Below are 22,449 nucleotides of genomic sequence, written 5' to 3' on the forward strand. Positions count from 1 at the left end.
GGCCGCCGGGCCCGGCCGGCCCGGCGGGGCCGCCGGACCGCGGCTCTTCGTCGTACGACGGGTACCACTGGGCCTCGGACGCACGGGCGCGCCCGGTGGACCGGCCGGGGCCGGGGACCTGGGCGCGGCCCGCGCTCCGCTGCAGGTACGGGAGTGGGGCGCCGGCAGACGAGCTAGCTGACATGTAACCGAGGGTAGGTCGGTCGAGCCACCAGCGCCGTCAAGCGCGCGGCAGTGTCAGCGTCCTCCCAGCCGAACTCAGTAACCTAGCCGCTCGCGGAAATACTCGATCGTGCGTCGCAGGCCCTCTTCGGGCGCCACGGTCGGCTCGTATCCGAGCAGCTCGCGGGCGAGGGTGAGGTCCGGGCGGCGCATCTCCGGGTCGTCCGCGCTGCGGGTGATGTAGCTCACCTCAGAGGTACTGCCGGAGAGTGACACGATCAGCTCGGCGAGTTGCCGCATCGACATCTCGTGCTCGGTGCCGCAGTTGATCGGGCCCGTCTCGGTGGAGTCGAGCAGCAGCAGGATGCCGCGCACCAGATCGTCGACGTAGCAGATCGAGCGGGTCTGGTTCCCGGTGCCGTGCACGGTGATCGGCTCGCCGCGCAGCGCCTGCGAGATGAAGGTGGGGATCGCCCGGCCGTCGTCCGGGCGCATCCGCGGGCCGTACGTGTTGAAGATCCGCACGATCGCGGTGTCGGTGCCCCGGCTGCGGCGGTACCCCATGGTGGCCGCCTCCGAGAAGCGCTTCGCCTCGTCGTAGACGCTGCGCACACCGATCGGGTTGACGTTGCCCCAGTACGTCTCGCGCTGCGGGTGCTCCTTCGGGTCCCCGTACGCCTCGGAGGTGGAGGCCATCAGGAACCGGGCGCCGTCGGCGGTGGCCCGCTCCAGCAGGTGCAGGGTGGCGACCGAGCCGACGCGCAGGATCTCCACCGGCAGCTTCTCGAAGTCGGTGGGGCTGGCCGGGGAGGCCATGTGCAGGATGGCGTCGAACCGCTCGGCCAGCGCCGGGTGGTTCGGCAGCCCCTCGGAGATGTCTGCCTCGACCAGCGTGAAGGTCGGCTTCTCCAGCAGGTTGGCGACGTTGTCCTTGGAACCGGTGACGAAGTTGTCCAGCACCACGACCGTGCAGCCACGGTCGATGAGCCGGTCGACCAGGTGGGACGGCACGAAGCCGGCGCCGCCGGTGACGAGGATTCGGTGTCCGGGTCCGAAACGAGGAGCTACCTTCATGCCGGCCAGCCTACTCAGGGGCGTTTTCGGCCTGCACGGCGTGCGCCCGGTCCCCGTCGGGGCGGGCGGCCGTGACGTACGGGTGGGCCGGAGCCATGTTGCGGCTCCGGCCCACCTATCGAATGGCCGTCAGTGTGCGCCCGCACCGGTGAGGGCGCGCACCTCCAGCTCCGCGTACTTTGCCTCGTCGTGCTCCTTCGACAGCAGCGTGCCGATCCAGCCGCAGAGGAAGCCGAACGGGATGGAGATGATGCCCGGGTTGGACAGCGGGAACCAGTGCCAGTCGTGCTTCGGGAACATCGCCGTCGGCGCCCCGGAGACCACCGGGGAGAAGAAGACCAGCACCACGGCGGCGAGCAGGCCGCCGTAGATCGCCCACACCGCGCCGGAGGTGTTGAACCGCTTCCAGAACAGGCTGTAGAGGATCGCCGGCAGGTTGCCCGAGGCGGCGACGGCGAAGGCCAGCGCCACCAGGAACGCCACGTTCAGGCTCTGCGCGTAGATCGACAGCACGATGGAGACGAAACCGATGACCAGGGCGGAGACCCGGGCCACCGTCACCTCCTGCCGCTCGGAGGCCTGCCCGTCCTTGATCACGTTGGCGTAGAAGTCGTGCGCCAGGCTGGACGACGAGGCCAGGGTCAGGCCGGCGACCACCGCCAGGATGGTGGCGAAGGCGACCGCCGCGATGATCGCCAGCAGGGTCGCACCGCCCAGGTTTCCGCCGAAGAAGTCCTTGCCGAGCGCCTCCGCCAACTGCGGGGCGGCGGTGTTGCCGGCCTTGTCCTGCGCGGTGATCGCCTTGCCGCCGACCAGCGCCGCGGCACCGAAGCCCAGGGCCAGGGTCAGCAGGTAGAAGGCGCCGATGATGCCGATCGCCCAGAGCACGCTCTTCCGGGCCGCCTTGGCGGTCGGCACGGTGTAGAAGCGGATCAGGATGTGCGGCAGACCGGCGGTACCGAGCACCAGGGCGATGCCGAGCGAGAGCAGGTCCATCTTGCTGTAGAAGGTCTTCAACGCGTCGCCGGACGTCTCCACGCCGTACCGCAGGCCGGGTTCGAGGAAGGCGGAACCCTTGCCGGAGGCGGAGGCGGCGTCACCGAGCAGCGAGGACAGGTTGAACTTGTACTTCGCCAGCACCAGCAGGGTCATCACGATGGCGCCGGTCATCAGCAGGAACGCCTTGACGATCTGCACGTACGTGGTGCCCTTCATGCCGCCCACGGTGACGTAGATGATCATCAGGGCGCCGACCATGATGATGGTGGCCGCCTTCGCGGTGCCGGCGTCCATGCCGAGGAAGGTGGTGCCCGGCTTGATGCCGAGCAGCAGCGCGACCAGCGCGCCGGCGCCCACCATCTGGGCCAGCAGGTAGAAGATCGACACGGTGATGGTGGAGACCGCGGCCGCGGTCCGCACCGGACGCTGGCGCATCCGGAACGCCAGCACGTCCGCCATCGTGTACCGGCCGGAGTTGCGCAGCAGCTCCGCGACCAGCAGCAGCGCCACCAGCCAGGCGACCAGGAAGCCGATCGAGTAGAGGAAGCCGTCGTAGCCGTAGAGCGCGATGATGCCGGCGATACCCAGGAAGGACGCCGCCGACATGTAGTCGCCGCCGATCGCCATGCCGTTCTGGAAGCCCGAGAACGACCGGCCGCCGGCGTAGAAGTCGGTCGCGGTCTTGGTCTGCCGGCTCGCCCAGATGGTGATGGCCAGCGTGATCGCCACGAAGATCAGGAACAGCGTGATGGTCAGGTTCCGGGCGGTGGTGCTCGCCTCAGCCGCGAGGACCGTGTTCATGGCTCACCTCCCCGATCTCGGTGCGGATCCGGTCGGCGACCGGATCGATCCGCCGGTCGGCGAACCGGGAGTAGAGCCATGCGATGACGAACGTCGAGACGAACTGGAGCAGGCCGAAGACCAGGGCGACGTTGATGTTGCCGAAGAGCTTCGCGCCCATGAAGCCCCGCGCGTACGCGGACAGAATGACGTAGAGCGCGTACCACAGGAAGAACGCGACCGTCATCGGGAAGACGAAGCCGCGCAACGCGCGTCGCAACCCGGCGAACTCGTCCGACCGCTGTACGGCGAGGTACCGCTCAGCCGCCGACTCGGCGTGCGCCGACGCGGGTGTGTCCGTGGACATCTGTGGATCACCACCTTCACAGGCGTGGGGAGTTTCGCGCACGGTAGAAAGCGCGCTCCCCGCCGGGGAAGGCTGAGATCGGCGTCGGTCATCGGCTGCGCCGAACGGTGGCCCGGCTGCGCCGAGTGACCCAGATCACTCCGTTGAGCGGTCGGTGCTCAACCGGTCAACTCCCGGTACCGGCCCCGGTAGTGCAGCAGCGGGGCGGTCTCCTCGGCCAGGTCGACCGCCTCGATAGTGGCCTCGACAAGCATGGCCCAACCGAACTCCCGGGCGGCGTCGAGCCGGCAGCCGGCCCACCCCCCGGCGTCGGCGGGGACCGGACCGTACGGGGTGTCGGTCCAGGAGCCGATGGCGAAGAGGCCGCCGGGGGAGGGGAAGAGGCCGGCGAACCGGTCGGCGAGCTGCCGGTGCGGGGGGCCCAGCAGCGAGACCGCGAACCGGCCCGTCTCCTCGACGGCCGCCCACAGGTCGGACTCGGCGTCGATCAGCCCGAGCAGCCGGTCCGGCTCCCCCTCGGCCACCAGGGTGGAGGAGACGGTCAGCCCGGCCGGCCCCGGCGCGGTCCAGAGGGTGACCGGCGCCGCGAGCCGCCCACGCAGGCGGCGTACCGGTGAGCGCTGCCCGGCCGGCACGGCGAACGGGTCGGTGTGGTGGATCTCGGCTCCCGGCTCATGATTCACGTGAAACATTGTGCCGCCCCGGGCCCGCGCCCAGCCGAGGAAGCGGTCGTGCAGATCGGCGGGTCGCGCGTGGCTGTTGAGCTGGGCGAGCTGGTCGCCCGCCTCCGCCATGAGGGTGCCGAGGTAGACCAGCAGCGCCGCCCGGTCGTCGCGGTACTCGACCAGCAGCGCGAGCCGGGCCGGCTGGCACGGCCAGAGCGCGCCGCAGGCCCGGCAGCGCCAGAGCGGCCGCATCGGCGTGTGCGGCACGAACCTGCTCACGGCCTGACCTCCGACCAGCTGGTCTCGACGGGCTCGCGCCCCGCCTCGACGCTCCGGGCGCTGACCCGACCAAGCCGGTAGCGGGGCGTCGTCCGGCAGTGGCGGCTGTCGGGCCTTGTCCGGCGATGGCCGTTGTCGGGCCCCGTCCGGCCGTGGCCGTCGTCGGGCCCCGTCCGGCCGTGGCGGTCGTCGGCCTCTGCCGGGCCGTGGCGGTCGGCGGGCTCCGTCCGGCCCGAGCCGGGACGTGGGGTGGTTGTCAGGACATGGTTGCGGCCGGGCGTGTCGGCGGGGCGAGGCTGGTGTGCCGGCGAGCGATATGACTCAGAGGCATATTTATGACTCTCAGGTATATCGGTCCGCGCGACGCTCGCCCCTCCCGCGCGACACGCGGAGGGAGCGGTCACCAGCGGCCGCCGTTCGCCCGCCACTCCTGAGCCGGGGTCAGCCACCCGGCGCGGCCCGGTCGCGGCAGGGCCACCGTCGGGGCGTAGGCCCAGGCCGGTGCGGCGTTGGGCCAGGTCGGGACGGACACGCCATTCTGGTGCAACGGTAAAACCTTCCGGTACGCCTCGCGGGCGGCGTTCCTGCGCCGGCGGAACAGGGTGAACACGGGGTCTCCTCGGGTCTCAGGGGGCCGCCCCGGATCGGGAGATGACCGGGGCGGCCCAACGCAGGACCGGCCGCCGGGTCGTCGCCTCCACCGGCCGGGCCGCGCACCCTCCACCCTGGACGGCGGCACGCGGACAGGGGAGGATGCCAGGGCTTACTACGGAGCGCGGTCACGTACTTACGGGAGACGTAAGGGATGAACGTCGAGATGTGGGTCCGGGCGCTGAAGGCCGCCCGGGCCGGCGCGGACGTCTCGCAGGAAGGGCTGGCGGCCCTGATCAAGTGGAGTCCGTCCACGGTCGCCGCGATCGAGACCGGCCGCCGCCGGCCCACCATGGAGTTCGCCGTCGCCGCCGACCAGGCCCTCACCACCGGCGGCCTCCTCGCCGGGCTGATGAAGGAGAGCGACGGCAGGAGCGAGCCGTCCTGGTTCGAGTCGTGGCCGGGCCACGAGGAACGGGCGGTTCGGCTGTGCCATTTCGAGCCGTGTCTGATCCCCGGTCTCCTGCAAACCGAGGAGTATGCGCGTGCGGTCTTCTCGGCCGGTGGTCTGTACCGAGGCGATCGGGTGGAACGACTTCTCAGCTTCCGAATGAGTCGGCAACGTCTACTGCACCGGGACGATCCGCCGGAATCCGTGTTCGTCATAGACGAGAGCGCGCTGCGAAGACCGGTTGGTGGGCCCGCCGTCATGGACCGTCAGCTCAGTCGGCTGCTCGATGCCGTTGAGCTACCGCAGGTGCGTCTGCATGTGCTGCCGCTGGAGGTTGGCGCGCACGTCTCGATGGGAGGTGGCTTCGTGCTCGCGGAGCTCCCCGGAAACGATCGCCTGCTCTGCCTGGACAACGCGGCCCGCGGGCAGATCGCCGACTATCCGGAATGGATAGGCTTGGTCCAGCGAAAGTGGGAGCATCTTCTCGGCGAGGCGCTCAGCGAGAGTGCCTCCGTCGAGCTGATCAAAAAGTTGAAGGTGACGCCATGAGGAGTGTCGCGCCCCGCTGGCGCAAGTCGACTCGATCGGACAATGACGGCAACTGCGTCGAGGTGGCGGACAACCTGTCCGGGGTGGTGCTGGTCCGGGACAGCAAGGACCGCCCCGGCCCGACCCTCGCCTTCCACCCCGCCGCCTGGCGCTCCTTCGTGGCCTTCGCCAAGGCGGCCCGGGACCGCTAGCTCGAGCCCGGCAGCCGAGGCGCTACAGCTTTCCGCTCGGCGTGCGGGTCCGATGCCCCAGACGGTGGGACACCTCGGCCACAAAACTCGGGTCGAGTGGGGGCCAGTTCCAGAACTGGAAGCCGAGGTGACCGAACGCCCAATCCGGGGTCCAGCGCCAGTCGTTGAGGCCGACCGCCTGTCCGCACTGATCGCACGTCCGGATGCCGCTGCCGCCGGCGTACCAGGATTCGATACTCGGCAAGAAGTCCCACTCCGACCCGACGGGGCCGCGGACGGCCACCGAGCCGCAGTACGGGCAGGCGACGCTGTCCAGGTCCATGGAATAGAAGACCGTCCGACCGGTGATCACCCCCAGGCCGTTGGTGCCCAGGCCGAGCAGGCCGGCATCCGGGTCGGTGACCGCCACCCGCCAGTTAGGGCCCGGGGCGTGCCCGCCCTCGCCGAGCACGCAGGTGGTCCGCTCGGGCCTGACGATTCCGCGTTCGACCAGCCACGCCAGCACCTCGGCTGCCAAGCGGCCAGCTTCATCCGCGGTCGCCTCCGGGTCGGCGATCACCTGAAACCAGTCGCCCACCGGTGCGTCCCTTCAACGGCCATCGGCCCATTCTGCGGCCGGCCGCGAGACGCCGCCGCCCCGCCGGCCCACCCGCTTCCTCAGCGGCGCGGCGTGACCGCCGCGAGCAGCTCGGGCATGCGGCGGTCGAGCACGTCGCCCGCCAAATAGGAGCCGAGCAGCGCCGCACCGAGCCCGTACGCCAGGCCGAGCGGCAGGGCCAGCCACCGCCAGAGGTCGCCGAGCAGTGCCGCGGCCACCACAATCGGCACCGCCGCAGCCGCCGAGCTGACCATGGACAGCAGGGCGAAAAAGCTTCTCGCCACCCCGGCGCCGGTGTTCATCGCGAACGGGTTGCTCGTCTCCGGCAGGGCGTACGCGCCGAGCACCGAGACGAACGCGTTGATCGCCAGCCCGCTGCCATACGCGGCGAGCAGCGCTCCGGCCGTCACACCCAGCCATGCTGGGTGCCCGAGCAGCACGGCGAGGACGACCGCCACCGCGACCAGCATCGGCACCACGTAGAGCGAGAACGCGGTCATCCGCGCCCGCAGCTCCAGCCGGCCCGGTACGCCGGCCAGCACGTTGGCCGCGTACGCGCTGCCGTCGAAGCCGAACTGGTTGGCCAGGGTGACCGAGGCGAGCACCCCGACGAAGACCATCGACAGGCTGACCAGCGCCGGTGACGAGTTCGCCGCGGCCTCCCCGAACGCGTCCCCGCTGCCGGTGGCGAACCGGGAGCCGCCCAGGTTGACCATCACCGGCACGAAGATCCCCACCACCGCGATCGTGATCAGGCTGGTCCGCCGGCGGGCGTCCCGCCACCAGTAGCGGCACTCCCGCGCGACCAGCACACCGAACCGGTCCCGCCGGGCCCAGCCCGCGACCCCGGGGAAGAGCTGGGCGACCGCCCCGCCCACCGCCCCGCGCCGGTCGCGGGCCGGCCCGGTGCTGACCGCACCGACCATCGCCGACTCCAGCGACCTCGACCACCAGAGCAGCAGGGCCCCGATCGCCAGCGCGGTGATAAGCAGTTTCAGCGCGGCGGCCCACGCCCGCCCCTCGGCGACGTCGAGCCCGGCGGTCCACGGCGCGCCGAACGGGGTCCAGCCGACCACCCGCGCCGCGCCGGTCAGCCGGTCCCAGTCGGCCCGGCGGACCGCCGCCATCACGACGATCTGCAACGGCCCGAACAGGGCGGCGACCACCGCCAGCAGGGCCGCGGCCAGGTCGCGGACCCGCCGGGAGCGCAGCATGGTGGCGAAGGCGCTGGTCACCGCGCGGGCCGCCGCGACGCACAGCAGCAGGCCGCCGACCACTCCGACGAGTGCCACCAGCGCCGCCGCCCATCCGCCCAGCGCCCCGGCGGTGACCACCAGCCCCGACGCCGTCAGCAGCGTGGCCAGCACGGGCACGCTGACCAGGGCGGCGGCGTACAGGCCGGTGACCAGGGTGCGCCGGGTCAGCGGCAGGAGCGCGAACCGGGCCGGGTCGAGGGTCTCGTCCACACCGAAGAAGACCAGCGGCAGCAGCAGCCAGCCGAGCACCAGCAGCCCGCCGCCGAAGGCCGCCGTCAGCAGCGCGTACCGGGATTCGCCGGCCAGGCCGGGCGCGGCCAGCAGGAGGAAGCCGCTGCTGGCGAACCAGAGGCCGACCAGCACGCCGACCACGAAGAGCACGATCCGCCGGCCCTGGCCCCGGAAGTTGTTGCCGAGCACCCGGAGCTTCAGCCGGACGAAGTGCCAGGCGGTGACCCGCCGAGCGGGCCCCGCGGGCGGGGTCACCGCGACAGCCACGACAGCTCCTCGCCGGTCGCCGTCCGCCCGCCGACCACCTGGACGAAGACGTCCTCAAGGGATCGGTCGCCGCGTACCTGGTCGAGCGTGCCGACCCGCTTGATCCGACCCTCGGCGAGGATCGCCACGTGCGAGCAGAGCCGCTCGACCATCTCCATGACGTGGCTGGAGAAGACGACCGTGCCGCCGCCGCGGACGTACCGGTGCAGGATGTCGCGGATCAGCGCCGCGGACACCGGGTCGACCGCCTCGAACGGCTCGTCGAGGACCAGCAGCCGGGGGCCGTGCAGCAGCGCGCAGGCCAGGCCGATCTTCTTCTTCATGCCGGCCGAGTAGTCGACCACCAGGGTGCGGCCGGCGTCGGTGAGCGCCAGCACGTCGAGCAGCTCCGCCGCCCGCTGGTCGACCACCGCCGGGTCCATGCCGCGCAGCAGACCGTGGTACGCCAGCAGCTCCGCCCCGCTGAGCCGGTCGAAGAGGCGTACGCCGTCCGGCATCACGCCGAGCAGCCCCTTGGCGTGGACCGGGTCGGCCCAGACGTCGTACCCGAGCACCCGCGCCTGGCCGGCGTCGGGCCGCAGCAGGCCGACGGCCATCGACAGGGTGGTGGTCTTGCCGGCGCCGTTCGGGCCGAGCAGCCCGTAGAACGATCCGGCGGGCACGTCCAGGTCGACCCCGGCGACGGCGACCTTGCTGTCGAACCGCTTTGCCAGGCCACGCAACACGAGCGCCGGGTGCTGATCCGTCATGAGATCGACCGTATCCGCCGGACGCCAGCGCGCACTCCGGCCGCAGGATGATCTCCTGTCCTACCCCAGCCGTACGCGCTACAGCCCGCCGTACGGATGCGGCCGCCCGTTGTCCCGCTCCCATTCGGTGACGGCCCGGCCCCGGTCCGGGTCGTCGGCCAGCAGCCGCCAGTACTGCGCCACGACGCGCCTCGCCTCGGGGAGCGGGTAGTGGGCCTTGAGCACGTCACGCCAGAGGTTCTGCAGGTCGACGCCCTCCGGACTGAGTTCGGCGGCCCAGGCGTTGCCCTCCCAGCTCTCGCCCCCCTTGCGACCCGCCCCGATGTCCTCCAGGTCGGCCAGCAGGTCGAGGCAAATCTCGTGCACGCTCTGGATGTCGTCGGTCAGCCACATCCCGAGGCAGTCCAGCCGGCGTTCCGTCGTCCGGTAGTCCGCGATTCCTCGCTCGTTCCGGTAGAACTCGATGCTGCTCAAGGAGTGCCTCCAGGCAGGACAGGGTAGCCGTGGCTCAGCGCGTCGGTGGCGGGGTCGTAGAAGCCTTGCAGATCGACCCCACGGTAGGTGCTGGACCACCGACCCGTCTGAGGGTTCTTGACGACGTGCGGCGCCTCGAATCCCCGGGTGATCGCGTTGTCCGCCTCCTCCGGCGTCCAATGATCGGGGAAGAAGGTGCTGCCACCGCGCTTCTCCCGCCACTCACCGGTGCGCCGGTTCTGGATGGCGACTCTGCCGTGGTAGACGCCGGTACGGGGATCCCGCCGGGTGACCTTGATCAGCTTGGCGCCCGGCGGGTCGATGCCGCCCGGCCGGTGGTGCCAGCCGGACGCCCGGCCGTCCCGCTCGCCGACCAGGGTGTGCCGCAGCCGCTCCGGCGTCATACCCCGGCGCTGCCCGTGCCGCGCCCGCTTCTTCTGCTTCCGCAGGTGGGACAGGGCGGCCCGGATGAACTTGCCGCGGGCGCGCTTACCCATCGATGAGCTCGTTGATGACCTGGTCGATCAGCAGACCGACGATCTCCCGGGTGATCGCCTGGAAGACCGGGATCTCGGCGAGCGAGGCGCCGAAGGTGGCGACAGCGGTCGCCACGGCCTGCGCGATCTCCACCGCGAGGATCGCAAGCTGCACGATGACCTGGATCTTGAGGGCCAGCACGATGGCACCGCAGATCATCAGCCCGGTGCCGGCGACGAGGGCGCCCAGCGCACCGTCCTCGAGCACCTGGGCCGGGCCGTCCTGCTCCGTCCAGTACCGCTGGAAGGCCTCGATGTCGGCGCCGGCGTTGCCCACCCCGACCGGCACGGCCGCCTCCCGTGCCTCCCCGGTCAGGCGCTGCATCGTGCCGCTGAACTCCAGCCAGCGCTGGCCCATGCTGAACAGCGCCGTCTCGTCCGCCTGCGGCCAGTCGTAGCCGATCATCCCGAGCACGGTGACCAGCTCACCCGGTAGCTGCAGTCCCATGCCCGCCTACCCCAGCTCCCGGCTGAACCCGGTGAAGTGCTCGCTGATCAGCCGCTCGGTCTCCTCGCCGCGGTGCGCCATCCCGTTGAGGTCGACACCGACCACGCCGAGCTCCTCGATCGCGGACTCGAAGCACTCCGCGGCGTACGCGGTGACCTCCTCGCAGGCTGCCCCGATCAGCGAACCGATGTCGTCGTCGCCCCACGGCGCACCGAAGGCGGCCAGGTCGGCCAGGAAGGTCCGCAGCTCGGTGAGGAACCGGTCCGAGACGTCCTGGAGACGATCGCCCGTGTTGCGCAGTCCGTCCGGGTCGATGGCCCGGACCAACGTCAGGCCCGCCCGCCGGAGGCGAGGCGTTCCTGCACCTGGGCGAGCGTGTCGACGAACCCTTGGAGTTGGGGAACGGCGGTCCGCTGCACCTCGCGCAGCTGTTCCAGGACCGCCGTCGTGTCCGGCGCGCCCGACACCTCGGCGATCGCCGCCCGCAGCTCGGCCAGCGCCGCGTTGGTGGCGGCACGGACCTCCTCGGCCAGGTCCGTCGACGGCAGCCGCATCGCGGCCGGCTCGATCTCCACGCTCTCGATTCGGCCGCCGAGCCCGGCGGTCACCCGCACCAGCCCGTCGGCGGCGGACCCGTGGCCCTGCACGACGGGCGGCTCCCCGTCAGCGCTCCGGCCCGCTCCGCCGAGGGCGGCCAGCACCGTCGAGATCGTACGGTCCATGTTGGAGGGATGGCCCATGCCGGAGAGTGTAGTAAACGTCGACGCCGGTGATCGGTGGTCCGACTGGCCGGTGTCAGAGCCGCAGCGTCTCCGGGGCGTGCAGGCGGAGCATGGTGGTGCCGACGTCGGCGGGGAGCCGGCGGCGGGTGGCGATCGACACCGCCACCATCACGGTGAACGCCAGCGGCACCGTCCAGGCGGCCGGCTGGGTGGTCAGCGTGGCCGGCCAGCCGTTCAACGGCGGACCGAGCACGGTCACCAGCACGGCGCCGACCGCCGCACCGCCACCGACCAGCACCCCGGCCGCGGCCCCCAGGTCGGTCAGTCCCCGCCACCAGATGCCGAGCACCAGCAGCGGGCAGAAGCTGGACGCCGCCACCGCGAAGGCCAGCCCGACCACCTGGGAGACGTCCAGCCCGGAGACGTTCAAGGCGAGCACCGCCGGCACCGCACCGGCGATCACCGTGGCCAGCCGGAAGCCGCGTACCGAGCCGCGGCCGAGCACGTCGGTGGAGATCACCCCGGCGACGCTGGTGAGGAGCCCGGACGAGGTGGAGAGGAAGGCCGCGAAGGCGCCGGCGGCGACCAGCGCGGCGAGCAGCCGGCCGGTCAGCCCGTCGCCGAGCGCCGCCCCGGGCAGCAGCACCACCACCGCGTCCGTCTGGCCGGTGACCAGCAACTGCGGGGTGTAGATCCGACCCAGCACGCCGTAGATGGTGGGTAGCAGGTAGAAGGCGCCGACCAGGGCCAGCACCACCAGGGTGGTGCGGCGGGCGGCGGCCCCGTCGGGGTTGGTGTAGAAGCGCACCAGTACGTGCGGCAGCCCCATGGTGCCGAGGAACGTGGCCAGGATCAGCGAGTACGTGGCGAAGAGGCCACGGTCGTCGTTCCCGGCGGTGTCCGGCAGCAGCCAGTCGACCGCGTCGGTGGCCGTACCGGAGACCTCCGGCACCGGATCACCGGCGGCGAATTCGAGCCGGTCGCCGGGGCGTACCTCCTGGATGTCGCCGTCGGCGTAGGTGAACGTCGCGCGGTGCTCGACCACGACGGTGGTCGCGGTGCGGAACGCCGGCCCGTCGGGTGGGGTCACCGCCGGGCGGGCGTCGGCCTGCCACTGCAGGGCCAGGAAGATCGCCGGTACGGCGAGGGCGGTGAGCTTGAGCCAGTACTGGAACGCCTGGACGAAGGTGATCGCCCGCATCCCGCCCAGCGCCACGTTGGCCGTGACCACCACCGCGACCAGCAGCGCGCCGACCGGGTACGGCGAGCCGGCCACTGTGGCCAGGGTCAGCCCCGCCCCTTGGAGCTGCGGCACCAGGTAGAGCCAGCCGATGAAGATCACGAAGACGGTGGCGAGGGTGCGCAGCCAGCGGGACCCGAGCCGCACCTCGCAGAAGTCGGGCAGGGTGAACGCGCCGGAGCGGCGCAGCGGAGCGGCGACGAAGAGCAGCAGCGCCAGGTAGCCGGCGGCGAAGCCGACCGGGTACCAGAGCACGTCCACGCCGTATTTGAGGATCAGTCCGGCGACGCCGAGGAAGCTGGCTGCCGACAGGTACTCCCCGCCGATCGCGGCGGCGTTCCAGGTCGGGCTGATCGCCCTTGAGGCGACCAGGAAGTCGGAGGTGGTGCGGGCCAGCCGGAGCCCGTAGAAGCCGATCCCGACGGTGACCAGGGTGACCGCCACGATCGCCGGGACGACGAAGCCGTTGCCCATCTCAGCGCTCCGGCCGCTGGACGAGGTCGGTGAAGTCCTGCTCGTTCCGCTCGGCCAGCCGCACGTACGCCCAGCCGACGGCGATCAGGAACGGGAAGGAGGCCACCCCGAGCAGCAGCCACGGCAGGTTGATCCCCAGCACGGTGACCCGCCCGACCGAGGGTGCGATGGCGAAGAGCCAGGGCAGGCCGCCCAGCCCGATCAGCACCACCAGACTCAACCGCAGCGCCAGCGCGAGTTGTGCCCGGACCAGACCCTGGACCAGCGCCTCGCCGACCCGGGTCTGCTGGGTCAGTTCGGAGCGGGTGCGGTCGGCGCGGCTGCCCGACCGGGACACCTCGGCCAGCACGATCCGGGTCCGCCGGGACGGCTGCGAGGCGCGCGGCATCGGCACCGGGGCGGCCTCGACCGGCCGCCCCGGGCCGCCCTGCTCCTCCGGTCCGGCCATCCCCGGAAGTCTCGCCTGATCAGCGGGAATGTCAAGCGGCAGCACTTACCGGTACGGGTCTGAGAGTTCCTCGACCCGCGCTCTCGCCCGGCCCCGGCACGCCCTGTGCACAACCTGTGGAAAACGCCTCACTCCTGTGGACAACCCTGGGGACGGAGCGGGGCGGGTTGTGGACGACGAGGTCCGATCACTCCAGCCCGACGCGGACCGGGTGGGCGGAGGCGGAGCCGAGCCAGGTGTGCGGATTGCCGTACCAGCACCAGCCGAGCTTCGGCGCACCCTGGCTGATCCAGAGCGCCGGCACCCGCTTGTCGCCGCAGCGCGACCCGACCAGCGAGAAGCACCGGTTGCTGGCCAGCGCGGCCGGGAACTGGGTGATGAAGGCGATCCCCTCGTCGATGGTGAGCGGCAACCGGTCCTGTGCCGTCATCGCCTCCATGGCCACCGAGGGCGCGAGGTTGCGGAACTCCTCGCCCCGGTCGACGTCGAAGAGCAGGTACGCCGACCCGGCCGGCACCTCCAACTCCTTGATCGGGTCGAACCGGACGAGGTCGCCCTCGGCGAAGTGCCGGTCGACGAAGCCCGGCTTGCGCTTCCCGGCCAGCGCCGTGAGCCGGAGCCGCTCCTCGACGGCAATCAGCTCCCGGGTGACGACCAGCAGGAACGGCGCCCGTGACTCGGTGGGCGGTGCCAGCTCCGCGGCGCGGGCGACGGCCGCTTCGCGCAGCGGGCTGACCAGCTCGGTGAACTGCTCGGCGGACGTCCCGGCCAGCTCGGGGTAGCTCATGTCCATCAGGGTCTCGACCTGACGGTCGAACTCGGCGGCGACATCGAACGCGGATCCGGTCACGGGCGACCTCCACTCACTCGTACTGTCTACCGTACAGTGTACGGCGAAGCTGCGGCATTCCCGTTCGGCGTCTTTCGATGCCCGGTTGGCTACCATGCGCCGGTGCTGCTCCCCCTCGTGGCCACCGCCACCCTCGCCGGCGCTGCCTGGGGGATGGTGCTGCCCGGGCTGGTCAACCGGTACGCCGTCGAGTGGCCGGACGGGACTCCGCGACCGCCGTGGCGACAGGGCTGCGCACACTGCGGGGCCGTCCGGACCGACTGGTGGCTGGCCTCCGGCGCCTGTCCGGCCTGCGGCCTGCGGCCCACTCCCGGGCGGTGGATCACCGTCCCGCTCAGCGCCGTGGTCTGCGGAGGCGTCGCCGCCGCCGTCGGTGTCACCCCAGCGCTGCCAGCGTTCCTGCTGCTCAGCGCGGTCGCCGTTCCGCTGGCGCTGATCGACCTCAAGGTGCTCCGGCTGCCCGACCCGCTGGTCGGCGCGGCCCTCGTCGGCGGGGTGCTGCTCCTGGTGGTTGCCGGGGTCGTCGAGCGGGACGGGGCCGCCCTGCTCCGCGCCGGACTCGCGGCGCTGGCCTGCGGTGTCGGTTATGCGACGCTGGCGATCCTGCCCCGCTCGCAGTTGGGGTTCGGCGACGTCAAACTGGGCGCGGTGCTCGGTCTCTACCTGGGCTGGCTCGGGTGGTTCGCCGTCGTGGCGGGGGTGCTCCTCGCCCCGCTGCTGAACCTTCCGCTGGTGATCGGCCTGCTCATCGCCGGTCGGGCCGGCCGGAAGACCGCCGTGCCTTACGGTCCGGCGATGCTGCTCGCGGCGGTCGTCGCGACCGTCCTGGCCGCACTGCGCTAGCCCGACCGGCCACCGTCACCCTCCGCCACCCGTTGGCAACCCGTCCGGACTTTTTCGACGATCATCCGGTGCCACGTCGGCCTGCTCGTCATTGACACATTTACTTGTAGCAGGGAAAACTCGGCTCGTTCCTTGCCCGGCGTCAACCATTGCCGCGGTCATCGACCGCGAACCCCTCCCCTTGGAGCGTTGTTCAATGAACGATTTCGTCCTTCGTGTGATGGCTTGGGCCAAGAGCCGGGACCGCGGCGCCAGCGCGGTCGAGTACGCCCTGATCGTTGGCCTCATCGCCGCCGTCGTCGGCGGCGTCATCTACGTGCTCGGTAGCCGGGTCGACTGGATGTTCGACCGGGCCTGCGACAACGTCTCGGCCGGCGCCGGCGTGAACGAGTGCAACCAGACGCGCTAGTGGCGCGGCTTCGGCCGCACCTGAGAGCCGGCGAGTCGACCGATGGCATTCAGTTCGCCTGCGCCGGCTGCCGCAGGCGCAGGACTGACCGGGGGGCGGCCGCGGTGGAGATGGCGCTCGTCCTGCCGCTGCTGTTGATCCTGATCTTCGGGATCATCGACTTCGGACGGATGCTCAACAAGCAGATCGCGCTGACCGAGGCGGCCCGGGACGCAGCCCGGGTCGCCTCGTTCGGCGGCGACCCCACCGCCCGCGCCACCCGCATCGCCGGGGACGACGTGGCCGTCGAGGTCGAGGGCACCTGCACCGGACCGGGGCGGGACGCCGAGGTGACTGTGACCAACGACTTCAGCTTCGTGACGCCGATCGGTTTGATCGGCGGCGGCGGCTTCGACGGCGAGGTCACGCTCAGCGGCACGGGGATTGTGCCGTGTCAGTGATCCGTCGGCTCCGCGCCCGCATGGCCGGCGCGCCGGGTGACCGCGGGGCGGTGGCCACGACGGTCGCGCTGCTCCTCGGCTCGGGGGTGCTGCTCGGCATGGCGGCTCTGGTGGTGGACGTGGGCAACCTCTACGCCGAGCGTGGCCAGCTGCAGAACGGGGCGGACGGCGGGGCGATCAAGGTCGCCCAGATCTGCGCGACGAACCCGGCCGACTGCTCACCCGAGGTGACCGACTTCGACGACGTGGTCGACCGGTACGCCGAGCGGAACGCCAACGACGGCGCCGCCGCCGCCACCGTCTGCGGACGTGGCGGCGACCTGCCGGCGTGTCCACCCTGGCAGGACCGGCTCACCAACTGCGTCGGAGCGCCGCCGGAGGACAAGAGCTACGTCGAGGTGCACACCAGCACCCGGACGACCGACGGATCCACCGTGCTGCCGCCGGTGTTCGCGCAGGCGGTGGTGGGCGGCTTCGAGGGCGCCCAGGTGGCCGCCTGCTCCCGGGTGGCCTGGGGGCCGCCCGCCCGGGCGACCACCCTGGCGCTGACCATCTCGGCCTGCGAATGGAACCGGTACACCGAGAACCGCGCCTTCCCGGCGGTCGAGCGCTCCTTTCCCGTCTACGACGAGAAGACCTCCACGACCTGCGCCCCGGTGACGGGTTCGGGCGGCGGCCCGGGTGGTTACCGCTTTCTGGAGGACGCGGACGACGACTGCCGGACCACCTCGGCCGTGGGCGCCGCCCGCCGGGTGTACACCGGGGACAGCTGGCCGACGAGTTGCAAGGGCGACTCCTTGCGTGACCTGGTCACGGCGGGACGCCCGGTCCTGGTGCCCGTGTTCGGCGCGATATCGGGTGGCGGGGGCAACGCCCAGTACAGCGTCTCCGGCTATGCGGCGTTCGTCGTCACCGGCTGGCACCTGCCCGGCCTCGACGTCCCGTCGCCCGAGCGATCGAGCTGCGACGACGGCGCCAAGTCCTGCGTCTTCGGCTACTTCACCCAGACCCTCGTCCCCGGTGGCGGGGCGATCGGGGGACCGGATCTGGGTGCGCGCGTCGTCGCCCCCATCGGCTGACATCGGAACACTGGAGAAGGTAGGAACCCGCACTCATGGCCCGACGCATCATCCCGGTGCTGATCTCCGTCGTCCTGGCGGCGCTGGGCACCGGCGCCGTCCTGCTCTACCTCCGGTCGGCCGACGACCGGGCGCTGGCGGGCAAGCAGGCCCGTACGGTGCTGGTCGCCGACAAGCACATCCCGGCCGGCACGTCCGGGAAGGCGTTGCGGACCAAGGGTTACCTGCGCGAGGTGCGGATGCCGGTGGAGACGCTGCCCGAGGACGCGCTGGAGCAGGTGAGCGGCAGCCTCGACGCGCTGGTCACCACCGCCCCGGTGCAGCGTGGCCAGCTCATGCTCCGGGCGATGTTCGGCGCCGCGGTCACGAACGGCAGCGGGCTGGCCATCCCGGACGGCCAGATGGCGATCACCGCCCGGGTGAAGTCGGCGGTGTTCGGCCCGGCCTCGCTGCGCGCCGGCGCCCGGGTGGCCATCTTCTACACGTACACCCCGATGGACGAGCAGAAGCGGGACATCGTCTCCGGTTCGGGGCTGGAGAAGGGTCGCAAGATCAACAGCGTGACCCGACTCCTCCTGACGGATGTCGAGGTGATCTCGGTGGGGCCGGCACCGACGGACGGAGCCACACCGGCGGGCGCCCCCACCAGCCACAGCGACGAGCTGTCGGTCACCTTCGGGCTTAACCAGGTGGACGCGGAGCGGCTGGCCCACGCGGTCGCCCTCGGCGGTGAGCTGAACGTCGGCGTACTCGGCGAATCCTCGGACGTCAAGCCCGACTCCGGCGTCGACAACCGATCGCTGTTCGGATAACCGACATGACGATCCTCTTCGAACCCCACCGGCAGTGGAGCGCACACCTGGCCTCCCAGCTCGGCACCGGCGTGCTCACCACGAGCCGGATCGAGGACGTGGAGCGCCTCCTCGCCGACCAGCACCCCGAGCCGCTGGTGCTCTTCGGCCCGACCACCGATCCCGGGCTGGCGCTCGACTTCGCGTCCCGCCAGCGGCTCGCCCGGCCGGCCCTGGGCGTCCTCCTGCTGCGGGAGCGGCTGGACGTGGAGACGATGGGCCAGGCGCTCCGGGCCGGCGTACGCGACGTGGTCGACGCCCGGGACATCCCCGCGGTGCAGGCCGCCTGCGCGCGTTCGCTGGAGGTCTCCCGGCACCTGCTCGGCGCCGGTACGCCGGTGCAGGCCGCCGCGGAGGCGCGGGTCGTGACGGTCTTCTCGGCCAAGGGCGGCTGCGGGAAGTCGACGCTGGCCACCAACCTCGCGGTGGCGCTGGCGGAGGGCGGTCGGCGGCGGGTCTGCCTGGTCGACCTGGACCTGGCCTTCGGCGACGTCGGGATCATGTTGCAATTGGCGCCCGAGCGGAGCATCGCCGACGCGGCGAACGCCCGGGACCGGGTCGACCCCACCCTGGTACGCGCGCTGCTCACCACGTACGCGCCCGGCGTCGACGTGCTGCTCGCGCCGGTCGGCCCGACCGACGCGGAGCGGATCGGCCGGGACCTCGTCGCCCGGATCCTCGCCGCGGTCCGCACACTGGCCGACTACGTCGTGGTCGACACGCCCCCGGCCTTCACCGAGGCGGTGCTCGCGGCGCTCGACGTCTCCGACGTCCAGGTGCTGCTGGCGACCCCGGATGTTCCCGCGCTGAAGAACCTCCGGGTCGCCATGGACATGCTCGATCTCCTCGAACTGCCCACGCAGACCCGGCTCGTCGTGCTCAACCGCAGCGACGCCCGGGTCGGCCTGACCGGCGCGGACGTCGAGCGCGTACTCCAGACGCCGATCGCGGTGCACGTACCGTCCAGCCGGGACGTGCCCGCGTCGATCAACCGGGGGGTGCCGATCGTGGTGGAGAAGCCGGGACACCCGGTCAGCCGGGCCGTCCGGGAGCTCGCGCTGGAGCGGATCGCCGACGACCCGCCGGCCCGCTCCGGTCGTGGGTTGCGAGAGCGGATCGGTCGGGCGGGAAGCCGATGAGCCTCTCCGACCGGCTGGCGCAGCGCTACCCGGCCGGCGGGGACAGCGGCCGGACCACCCGTACCTCCGGCTCGATCACGCGGACCTCCGGCCCGATCACCGGGCCCACCGTCGGCACCAGCACCTCCACCCTCCGCCTGCGCATCCACCGCGAGCTGCTCGACATCCTCGGCCCCCAGCTGTACGACAACCGGACCCCGGACAGCGTGCTGGAGAAGAAGGTCCGGGACACGATCAACGAGGTGCTCGCCCGCAGCGACTCACCGCTGGCCGTCACCGACTCGGCCCGCATCTCGGCCGAGCTGCTCGACGAGATCCTCGGGCACGGCCCGGTCGAGCCGCTGCTGCGCGACCCGGACGTCACCGAGATCATGGTGAACGGCCCGGACCAGATCTTCGTGGAGCGGTTCGGGCGTATCCACCAGGTCGACGCGTCATTCGTGGACGAGCAGCACCTCCGGCGGGTCATCGACCGCATCGTCTCCCGGGTGGGCCGCCGGGTCGATGAGTCCAGCCCGATGGTGGACGCCCGGCTGCCCGACGGGAGCCGGGTGAACGTCGTCCTGCCGCCGGTGGCGCTCGACGGTTCGGTGCTGACCATCCGCAAGTTCGCCCGGGACGCCTTCACCACGGAGGACCTGATCGGCTTCGGCACCTTCACGCCGGAGGTGGCGCAGTTCCTGTACGCCTGCGTGCGGGCGCGCCTGGACATCGTGATCAGCGGCGGCACCGGCTCCGGCAAGACCACCACCCTCAACGTGCTGTCCAGCTTCCTTCCGCCCGACGAGCGGATCGTCACCATCGAGGACGCGGCCGAACTCCAGTTGCGGCAGAACCACGTGCTGCGGCTGGAGTCCCGGCCGCCGAACATCGAGGGGCGGGGCGAGATCAGCGTCCGGGACCTGGTCCGCAACGCGCTGCGGATGCGCCCGGACCGGATCGTCATCGGCGAGGTCCGCGACGGTGCCGCGCTGGACCTGCTCCAGGCGATGAACACCGGGCACAACGGGTCCCTGACCACGGTGCACGCCAACAGCCCGCGCGACTCGGTCGCCCGGCTGGAGACCATGTCCCTGATGGCCGGCCTGGAACTGCCCGTCCGCGCGATCCGGGAGCAGATCGCCTCCGCCGTCGACCTCGTGGTGCACCAGAGCCGGTTGCGGGACGGCAGCCGGCGGGTCACCCACGTGACCGAGGTGCTCGGCATGGAGGGCGACGTGGTGACCATGCAGGACCTGTTCGTCTTCGACCATCGGGCCGGGCACGACGAGCACGGCCGGCATCTCGGCACCCTGCGCTGGACCGGCCTTCGCCCCCGGCTGCTCGACACCCTCGCCGACGCCGGTGTCCCGGTGCCCGTCGGGCTCTTCGAGGGCCGGCCGTGGTGAGCCGCCGCGGGCTGCTCGCCGTGCTCGCCGCGCTGGTCGTGCTGCTGGCTCCGGCCGCTGCGGCGGGAGCCGCCCGGGATCTGGCTGTCACCGTGGACGAGGCGAAGCGGGACCAGGTGCGGCTGGTAGCGGACGTCCCGGGTGCCTCGGCCGCCGCGATCCCGCCGGTCACCGTCACCCGGGACGGGTGGCTGCTGCCGTCCAGCGTCACGGTCGAGGAGGGCGGCGCGGCGCGTACCGTCGTGGTGGTCCTCGACACCGGCGCCGCGATGGCCGGTGCTCCGCTGCGGGCCGCCCAGGCCGGGTTGCTCGCCTACGCCGAGCGGGTGCCGGCGGACGTGGCGATCGGCCTGGTGGCCGCGGCCGACGAGCCGACGGTGCTGGTCCGGCCGACCCGGGACCGGCGTGAGCTGCGGGCGGCGCTGTCCGGCCTGCGCGCCACCGGTGACACCGCGGTGTACGCGGGGCTGGGCGCGGCGGCGGCGCTGGTGAAGGGCGGCGCGGAAAGCCGGCTGCTGGTGCTGGCCGGTGGCCGGGACGGCGGCGCCGGCGATGCGACCCCGATGCTGCGGGAGCTCAGCGCCGCGGGCGTGGGGGTGGACGTGGTCGGCGTCCCGGCGGTGCCGGCGGGGCTGGCCGAGCTGCGGCAGCAGGTCACCACCGCCGGCGGTACCGTCCGGTCGGCCGGTCCCGGCGCGTTGAGCGGGGTGCTGCGGGACCTCGCCGGCACCGTCCCGCTGCGGGTCGCCATCGTCGTGGCGGTCCCGCCGGAGCTGGCCGGCACGACCAGCACTCTCACGGTGACCGCCGGCACCGGCGCGGCCGCGGCCACCGGCACCGTCCCGGTCCGGTTCGCCGCTTCGGCGTCCGCCGCCTCGCCGGGACCGACGCGGAGCGTCGCCGCCCCGGCGTTCCCCGACCTGCCGACGCTCCGACCGGAGCTGCTCGCCGTACTCGTCTTCGGCGTCCTGCTGATCTCGACCCTGCTCGTCGTCCTGAGCCTGAACGGGTCGGTCCGGCAGCGCCGGCTGCGGCAGGTCGAGCAGTTCCGCCCGGCCACCGCCGGCTTGCGTGCCGGCGGCTCGGCCCAACCGACTGGGCCGACGGGCGGCTTCGCCAGGACCGCACTCGGCGTCTCCGGCCGGTTGAAGGGAGCGCGGAGCGGCGAGGACGCCGCGCACGGCGGGCCGAGCGAACCGAACGTACGAGCGTCGGACCCGGCGGTGCGCACGGCCGCCACGGTCGCCGGCGCCGTCCTGCTCGGACTGCTCGGCGGAGTGGTCGGCGTCCTGCTCGGGGCGGCACTGGGCTGGTTGGGCCCCGGGTTGCACCGCCGGCTGCGGAAGAGCCGGCGCCGGCAGGCCTTCGCCGACCAGCTGCCGGACGCTCTGCAGCTCATCGTCGGCTCGTTGCGGTCCGGGTTCTCCCTCGCCCAGGCGATCGACGCGGTGGTCCAGGACTCCCCGCCCGGCCCGCTGACCGCCGAACTGGGCCGGGCGATGGCCGAGGTCCGGCTCGGCTCCAACCTGGACGACGCGCTGCAGCGGGTGGCGGGGCGGGTGGAGAACGAGGACCTGGCGTGGGCGGTGATGGCGATCCGGATCCAGCGCGACACCGGCGGCAACCTCGCCGAGGTCCTGGAAACCACGGTGGAGACGCTGCGCGAGCGGGACCGGTTGCGCCGGCACGTCCGGGCGCTCTCCGCGGAGGGGCGGCTCTCCGCGTACGTGCTCATCGCCATGCCGATCGTGATGGCCATCTGGATGCTGCTGACCCGGCGCGAGTACCTCAGCCCGCTGTGGACGACGCCGATCGGCCTGACGATGCTGATCGGCGCCGCGCTCCTGATGGTGATCGGCATCTTCTGGATGGCGCGCTGGATCAAGGTCGAGGTGTGAG

The 22,449-nt window shown here is 72.1% G+C and carries 26 protein-coding genes and 1 pseudogene; 10 read left to right on the plus strand and 17 right to left on the minus strand.

Features of this window, described 5'->3' with window-relative positions; all coding sequences use genetic code 11:
* From DKL51_RS35620 to DKL51_RS07770, 6 genes and pseudogenes are all read right to left on the minus strand, one after another.
* Positions 1-184 (minus strand): annotated as a pseudogene (locus tag DKL51_RS35620) (LCP family glycopolymer transferase); the annotation flags it as partial.
* A 74-nt stretch (positions 185-258) separates the two neighbouring features.
* Positions 259-1,236 carry an NAD-dependent epimerase/dehydratase family protein gene (locus DKL51_RS07750; RefSeq protein WP_109943280.1) on the minus strand — a complete coding sequence of 326 codons (978 nt, stop codon included), beginning with the start codon at positions 1,234-1,236 and terminating at the stop codon, positions 259-261.
* A gap of 129 nt (positions 1,237-1,365) precedes the next feature.
* Complete coding sequence (locus DKL51_RS07755) at positions 1,366-3,036, minus strand: monocarboxylic acid transporter (protein ID WP_109943281.1); 1,671 nt, start codon at positions 3,034-3,036, stop codon at positions 1,366-1,368.
* Positions 3,014-3,382 (minus strand): DUF485 domain-containing protein, encoded by a 369-nt coding sequence (locus DKL51_RS07760; RefSeq protein ID WP_109943282.1) that lies wholly within the window; start codon positions 3,380-3,382, stop codon positions 3,014-3,016. Before DKL51_RS07760 ends, DKL51_RS07755 begins: the two co-directional genes overlap by 23 nt.
* 158 nt (positions 3,383-3,540) lie before the next feature.
* Positions 3,541-4,299, minus strand: coding sequence for a flavin reductase family protein (locus DKL51_RS07765; protein ID WP_109943326.1), 759 nt, complete (start codon positions 4,297-4,299; stop codon positions 3,541-3,543).
* Positions 4,300-4,726: 427 nt separating this feature from the next.
* The gene (locus DKL51_RS07770; RefSeq protein ID WP_109943283.1) at positions 4,727-4,936 is read right to left on the minus strand and encodes a hypothetical protein; all 210 of its coding nucleotides are present in this window, start codon (positions 4,934-4,936) and stop codon (positions 4,727-4,729) included.
* A gap of 195 nt (positions 4,937-5,131) precedes the next feature.
* Here DKL51_RS07770 and DKL51_RS07775 point away from each other — a divergent pair, with 195 nt between their 5' ends.
* Complete coding sequence (locus DKL51_RS07775) at positions 5,132-5,917, plus strand: helix-turn-helix domain-containing protein (RefSeq protein WP_109943284.1); 786 nt, start codon at positions 5,132-5,134, stop codon at positions 5,915-5,917.
* Positions 5,914-6,108, plus strand: coding sequence for a DUF397 domain-containing protein (locus DKL51_RS07780; protein ID WP_109964292.1), 195 nt, complete (start codon positions 5,914-5,916; stop codon positions 6,106-6,108). The genes DKL51_RS07775 and DKL51_RS07780 overlap by 4 nt, the downstream gene beginning before the upstream one ends.
* Before the next feature lie 22 nt (positions 6,109-6,130).
* On the opposite strand, the gene DKL51_RS07785 is transcribed toward DKL51_RS07780, so the two are convergent.
* The 11 genes from DKL51_RS07785 to DKL51_RS07835 all read right to left on the minus strand — a co-directional run bounded on the left by DKL51_RS07785 (position 6,131) and on the right by DKL51_RS07835 (position 14,401).
* Positions 6,131-6,685 carry a hypothetical protein gene (locus DKL51_RS07785; protein ID WP_124811881.1) on the minus strand — a complete coding sequence of 185 codons (555 nt, stop codon included), beginning with the start codon at positions 6,683-6,685 and terminating at the stop codon, positions 6,131-6,133.
* An 80-nt stretch (positions 6,686-6,765) separates the two neighbouring features.
* Positions 6,766-8,460 (minus strand): ABC transporter permease, encoded by a 1,695-nt coding sequence (locus DKL51_RS07790; protein WP_124811882.1) that lies wholly within the window; start codon positions 8,458-8,460, stop codon positions 6,766-6,768.
* The gene (locus tag DKL51_RS07795) at positions 8,445-9,209 is read right to left on the minus strand and encodes an ABC transporter ATP-binding protein (protein ID WP_109943288.1); all 765 of its coding nucleotides are present in this window, start codon (positions 9,207-9,209) and stop codon (positions 8,445-8,447) included. Before DKL51_RS07795 ends, DKL51_RS07790 begins: the two co-directional genes overlap by 16 nt.
* Positions 9,210-9,287: 78 nt before the next feature.
* Positions 9,288-9,683: a hypothetical protein gene (locus DKL51_RS07800; protein WP_124811883.1), complete on the minus strand. Its 396-nt coding sequence runs from the start codon at positions 9,681-9,683 to the stop codon at positions 9,288-9,290.
* The gene (locus tag DKL51_RS07805) at positions 9,680-10,180 is read right to left on the minus strand and encodes an EndoU domain-containing protein (RefSeq protein ID WP_124811884.1); all 501 of its coding nucleotides are present in this window, start codon (positions 10,178-10,180) and stop codon (positions 9,680-9,682) included. The genes DKL51_RS07800 and DKL51_RS07805 overlap by 4 nt, the downstream gene beginning before the upstream one ends.
* Positions 10,173-10,667, minus strand: a complete 495-nt coding sequence (locus tag DKL51_RS07810; protein ID WP_109943292.1) for a WXG100-like domain-containing protein — start codon at positions 10,665-10,667, stop codon at positions 10,173-10,175. Before DKL51_RS07810 ends, DKL51_RS07805 begins: the two co-directional genes overlap by 8 nt.
* A 6-nt stretch (positions 10,668-10,673) precedes the next feature.
* Complete coding sequence (locus DKL51_RS07815; RefSeq protein ID WP_109943293.1) at positions 10,674-10,994, minus strand: hypothetical protein; 321 nt, start codon at positions 10,992-10,994, stop codon at positions 10,674-10,676.
* A 2-nt stretch (positions 10,995-10,996) separates the two neighbouring features.
* Complete coding sequence (locus DKL51_RS07820; protein WP_165823040.1) at positions 10,997-11,389, minus strand: YbaB/EbfC family nucleoid-associated protein; 393 nt, start codon at positions 11,387-11,389, stop codon at positions 10,997-10,999.
* 73 nt (positions 11,390-11,462) lie between these two features.
* Entirely contained in the window at positions 11,463-13,103 is a 1,641-nt protein-coding gene (locus DKL51_RS07825; RefSeq protein WP_109964298.1) for a sodium/solute symporter, read from the minus strand.
* 1 nt (position 13,104) lies between these two features.
* Positions 13,105-13,491 (minus strand): DUF485 domain-containing protein, encoded by a 387-nt coding sequence (locus DKL51_RS07830; protein WP_109943327.1) that lies wholly within the window; start codon positions 13,489-13,491, stop codon positions 13,105-13,107.
* 247 nt (positions 13,492-13,738) lie between these two features.
* A complete protein-coding gene (locus tag DKL51_RS07835; RefSeq protein ID WP_109964299.1) occupies positions 13,739-14,401 on the minus strand; it encodes a DUF5701 family protein in 663 nt (220 codons plus the stop codon).
* Positions 14,402-14,503: 102 nt separating this feature from the next.
* Here DKL51_RS07835 and DKL51_RS07840 point away from each other — a divergent pair, with 102 nt between their 5' ends.
* From DKL51_RS07840 to DKL51_RS07875, 8 genes are all read left to right on the plus strand, one after another.
* On the plus strand, positions 14,504-15,244 hold the full coding sequence (locus DKL51_RS07840) for a prepilin peptidase (protein WP_438819654.1): 741 nt from the start codon (positions 14,504-14,506) through the stop codon (positions 15,242-15,244).
* Between the two features lie 196 nt (positions 15,245-15,440).
* Positions 15,441-15,653: a Flp family type IVb pilin gene (locus DKL51_RS07845; protein ID WP_124811885.1), complete on the plus strand. Its 213-nt coding sequence runs from the start codon at positions 15,441-15,443 to the stop codon at positions 15,651-15,653.
* Positions 15,654-15,757: 104 nt separating this feature from the next.
* On the plus strand, positions 15,758-16,093 hold the full coding sequence (locus DKL51_RS07850; RefSeq protein WP_221623144.1) for a TadE/TadG family type IV pilus assembly protein: 336 nt from the start codon (positions 15,758-15,760) through the stop codon (positions 16,091-16,093).
* Positions 16,084-17,172 carry a pilus assembly protein TadG-related protein gene (locus DKL51_RS07855; protein WP_124811886.1) on the plus strand — a complete coding sequence of 363 codons (1,089 nt, stop codon included), beginning with the start codon at positions 16,084-16,086 and terminating at the stop codon, positions 17,170-17,172. The genes DKL51_RS07850 and DKL51_RS07855 overlap by 10 nt, the downstream gene beginning before the upstream one ends.
* A gap of 35 nt (positions 17,173-17,207) precedes the next feature.
* Positions 17,208-17,984, plus strand: coding sequence for a Flp pilus assembly protein CpaB (cpaB, locus tag DKL51_RS07860; RefSeq protein WP_109964302.1), 777 nt, complete (start codon positions 17,208-17,210; stop codon positions 17,982-17,984).
* Positions 17,985-17,989: 5 nt separating this feature from the next.
* Complete coding sequence (locus DKL51_RS07865; protein ID WP_109964303.1) at positions 17,990-19,162, plus strand: CpaE/TadZ family protein; 1,173 nt, start codon at positions 17,990-17,992, stop codon at positions 19,160-19,162.
* Entirely contained in the window at positions 19,159-20,550 is a 1,392-nt protein-coding gene (locus DKL51_RS07870) for a TadA family conjugal transfer-associated ATPase (RefSeq protein ID WP_109964304.1), read from the plus strand. The genes DKL51_RS07865 and DKL51_RS07870 overlap by 4 nt, the downstream gene beginning before the upstream one ends.
* Positions 20,544-22,448, plus strand: a complete 1,905-nt coding sequence (locus DKL51_RS07875; RefSeq protein ID WP_124811887.1) for a type II secretion system F family protein — start codon at positions 20,544-20,546, stop codon at positions 22,446-22,448. The genes DKL51_RS07870 and DKL51_RS07875 overlap by 7 nt, the downstream gene beginning before the upstream one ends.
* Position 22,449: the final 1 nt, after the last annotated feature.

Source organism: Micromonospora globispora (assembly GCF_003857015.1).
GTDB classification, from domain to species: domain Bacteria; phylum Actinomycetota; class Actinomycetes; order Mycobacteriales; family Micromonosporaceae; genus Micromonospora; species Micromonospora globispora.

Bases quoted from the DNA above. Each gene is read 5' to 3' on its own strand.
- DKL51_RS07750 (WP_109943280.1), bottom strand. From the start codon at position 1,236: ATGAAGGTAGCTCCTCGTTTCGGACCCGGACACCGAATCCTCGTCACC.
- DKL51_RS07755 (WP_109943281.1), bottom strand. From the start codon at position 3,036: ATGAACACGGTCCTCGCGGCTGAGGCGAGCACCACCGCCCGGAACCTG.
- DKL51_RS07760 (WP_109943282.1), bottom strand. From the start codon at position 3,382: ATGTCCACGGACACACCCGCGTCGGCGCACGCCGAGTCGGCGGCTGAG.
- DKL51_RS07765 (WP_109943326.1), bottom strand. From the start codon at position 4,299: ATGCGGCCGCTCTGGCGCTGCCGGGCCTGCGGCGCGCTCTGGCCGTGC.
- DKL51_RS07775 (WP_109943284.1), top strand. From the start codon at position 5,132: ATGAACGTCGAGATGTGGGTCCGGGCGCTGAAGGCCGCCCGGGCCGGC.
- DKL51_RS07780 (WP_109964292.1), top strand. From the start codon at position 5,914: ATGAGGAGTGTCGCGCCCCGCTGGCGCAAGTCGACTCGATCGGACAAT.
- DKL51_RS07795 (WP_109943288.1), bottom strand. From the start codon at position 9,209: ATGACGGATCAGCACCCGGCGCTCGTGTTGCGTGGCCTGGCAAAGCGG.
- DKL51_RS07805 (WP_124811884.1), bottom strand. From the start codon at position 10,180: ATGGGTAAGCGCGCCCGCGGCAAGTTCATCCGGGCCGCCCTGTCCCAC.
- DKL51_RS07810 (WP_109943292.1), bottom strand. From the start codon at position 10,667: ATGGGACTGCAGCTACCGGGTGAGCTGGTCACCGTGCTCGGGATGATC.
- DKL51_RS07820 (WP_165823040.1), bottom strand. From the start codon at position 11,389: ATGGACCGTACGATCTCGACGGTGCTGGCCGCCCTCGGCGGAGCGGGC.
- DKL51_RS07825 (WP_109964298.1), bottom strand. From the start codon at position 13,103: ATGGGCAACGGCTTCGTCGTCCCGGCGATCGTGGCGGTCACCCTGGTC.
- DKL51_RS07830 (WP_109943327.1), bottom strand. From the start codon at position 13,491: ATGCCGCGCGCCTCGCAGCCGTCCCGGCGGACCCGGATCGTGCTGGCC.
- DKL51_RS07845 (WP_124811885.1), top strand. From the start codon at position 15,441: ATGAACGATTTCGTCCTTCGTGTGATGGCTTGGGCCAAGAGCCGGGAC.
- cpaB (WP_109964302.1), top strand. From the start codon at position 17,208: ATGGCCCGACGCATCATCCCGGTGCTGATCTCCGTCGTCCTGGCGGCG.
- DKL51_RS07865 (WP_109964303.1), top strand. From the start codon at position 17,990: ATGACGATCCTCTTCGAACCCCACCGGCAGTGGAGCGCACACCTGGCC.
- DKL51_RS07870 (WP_109964304.1), top strand. From the start codon at position 19,159: ATGAGCCTCTCCGACCGGCTGGCGCAGCGCTACCCGGCCGGCGGGGAC.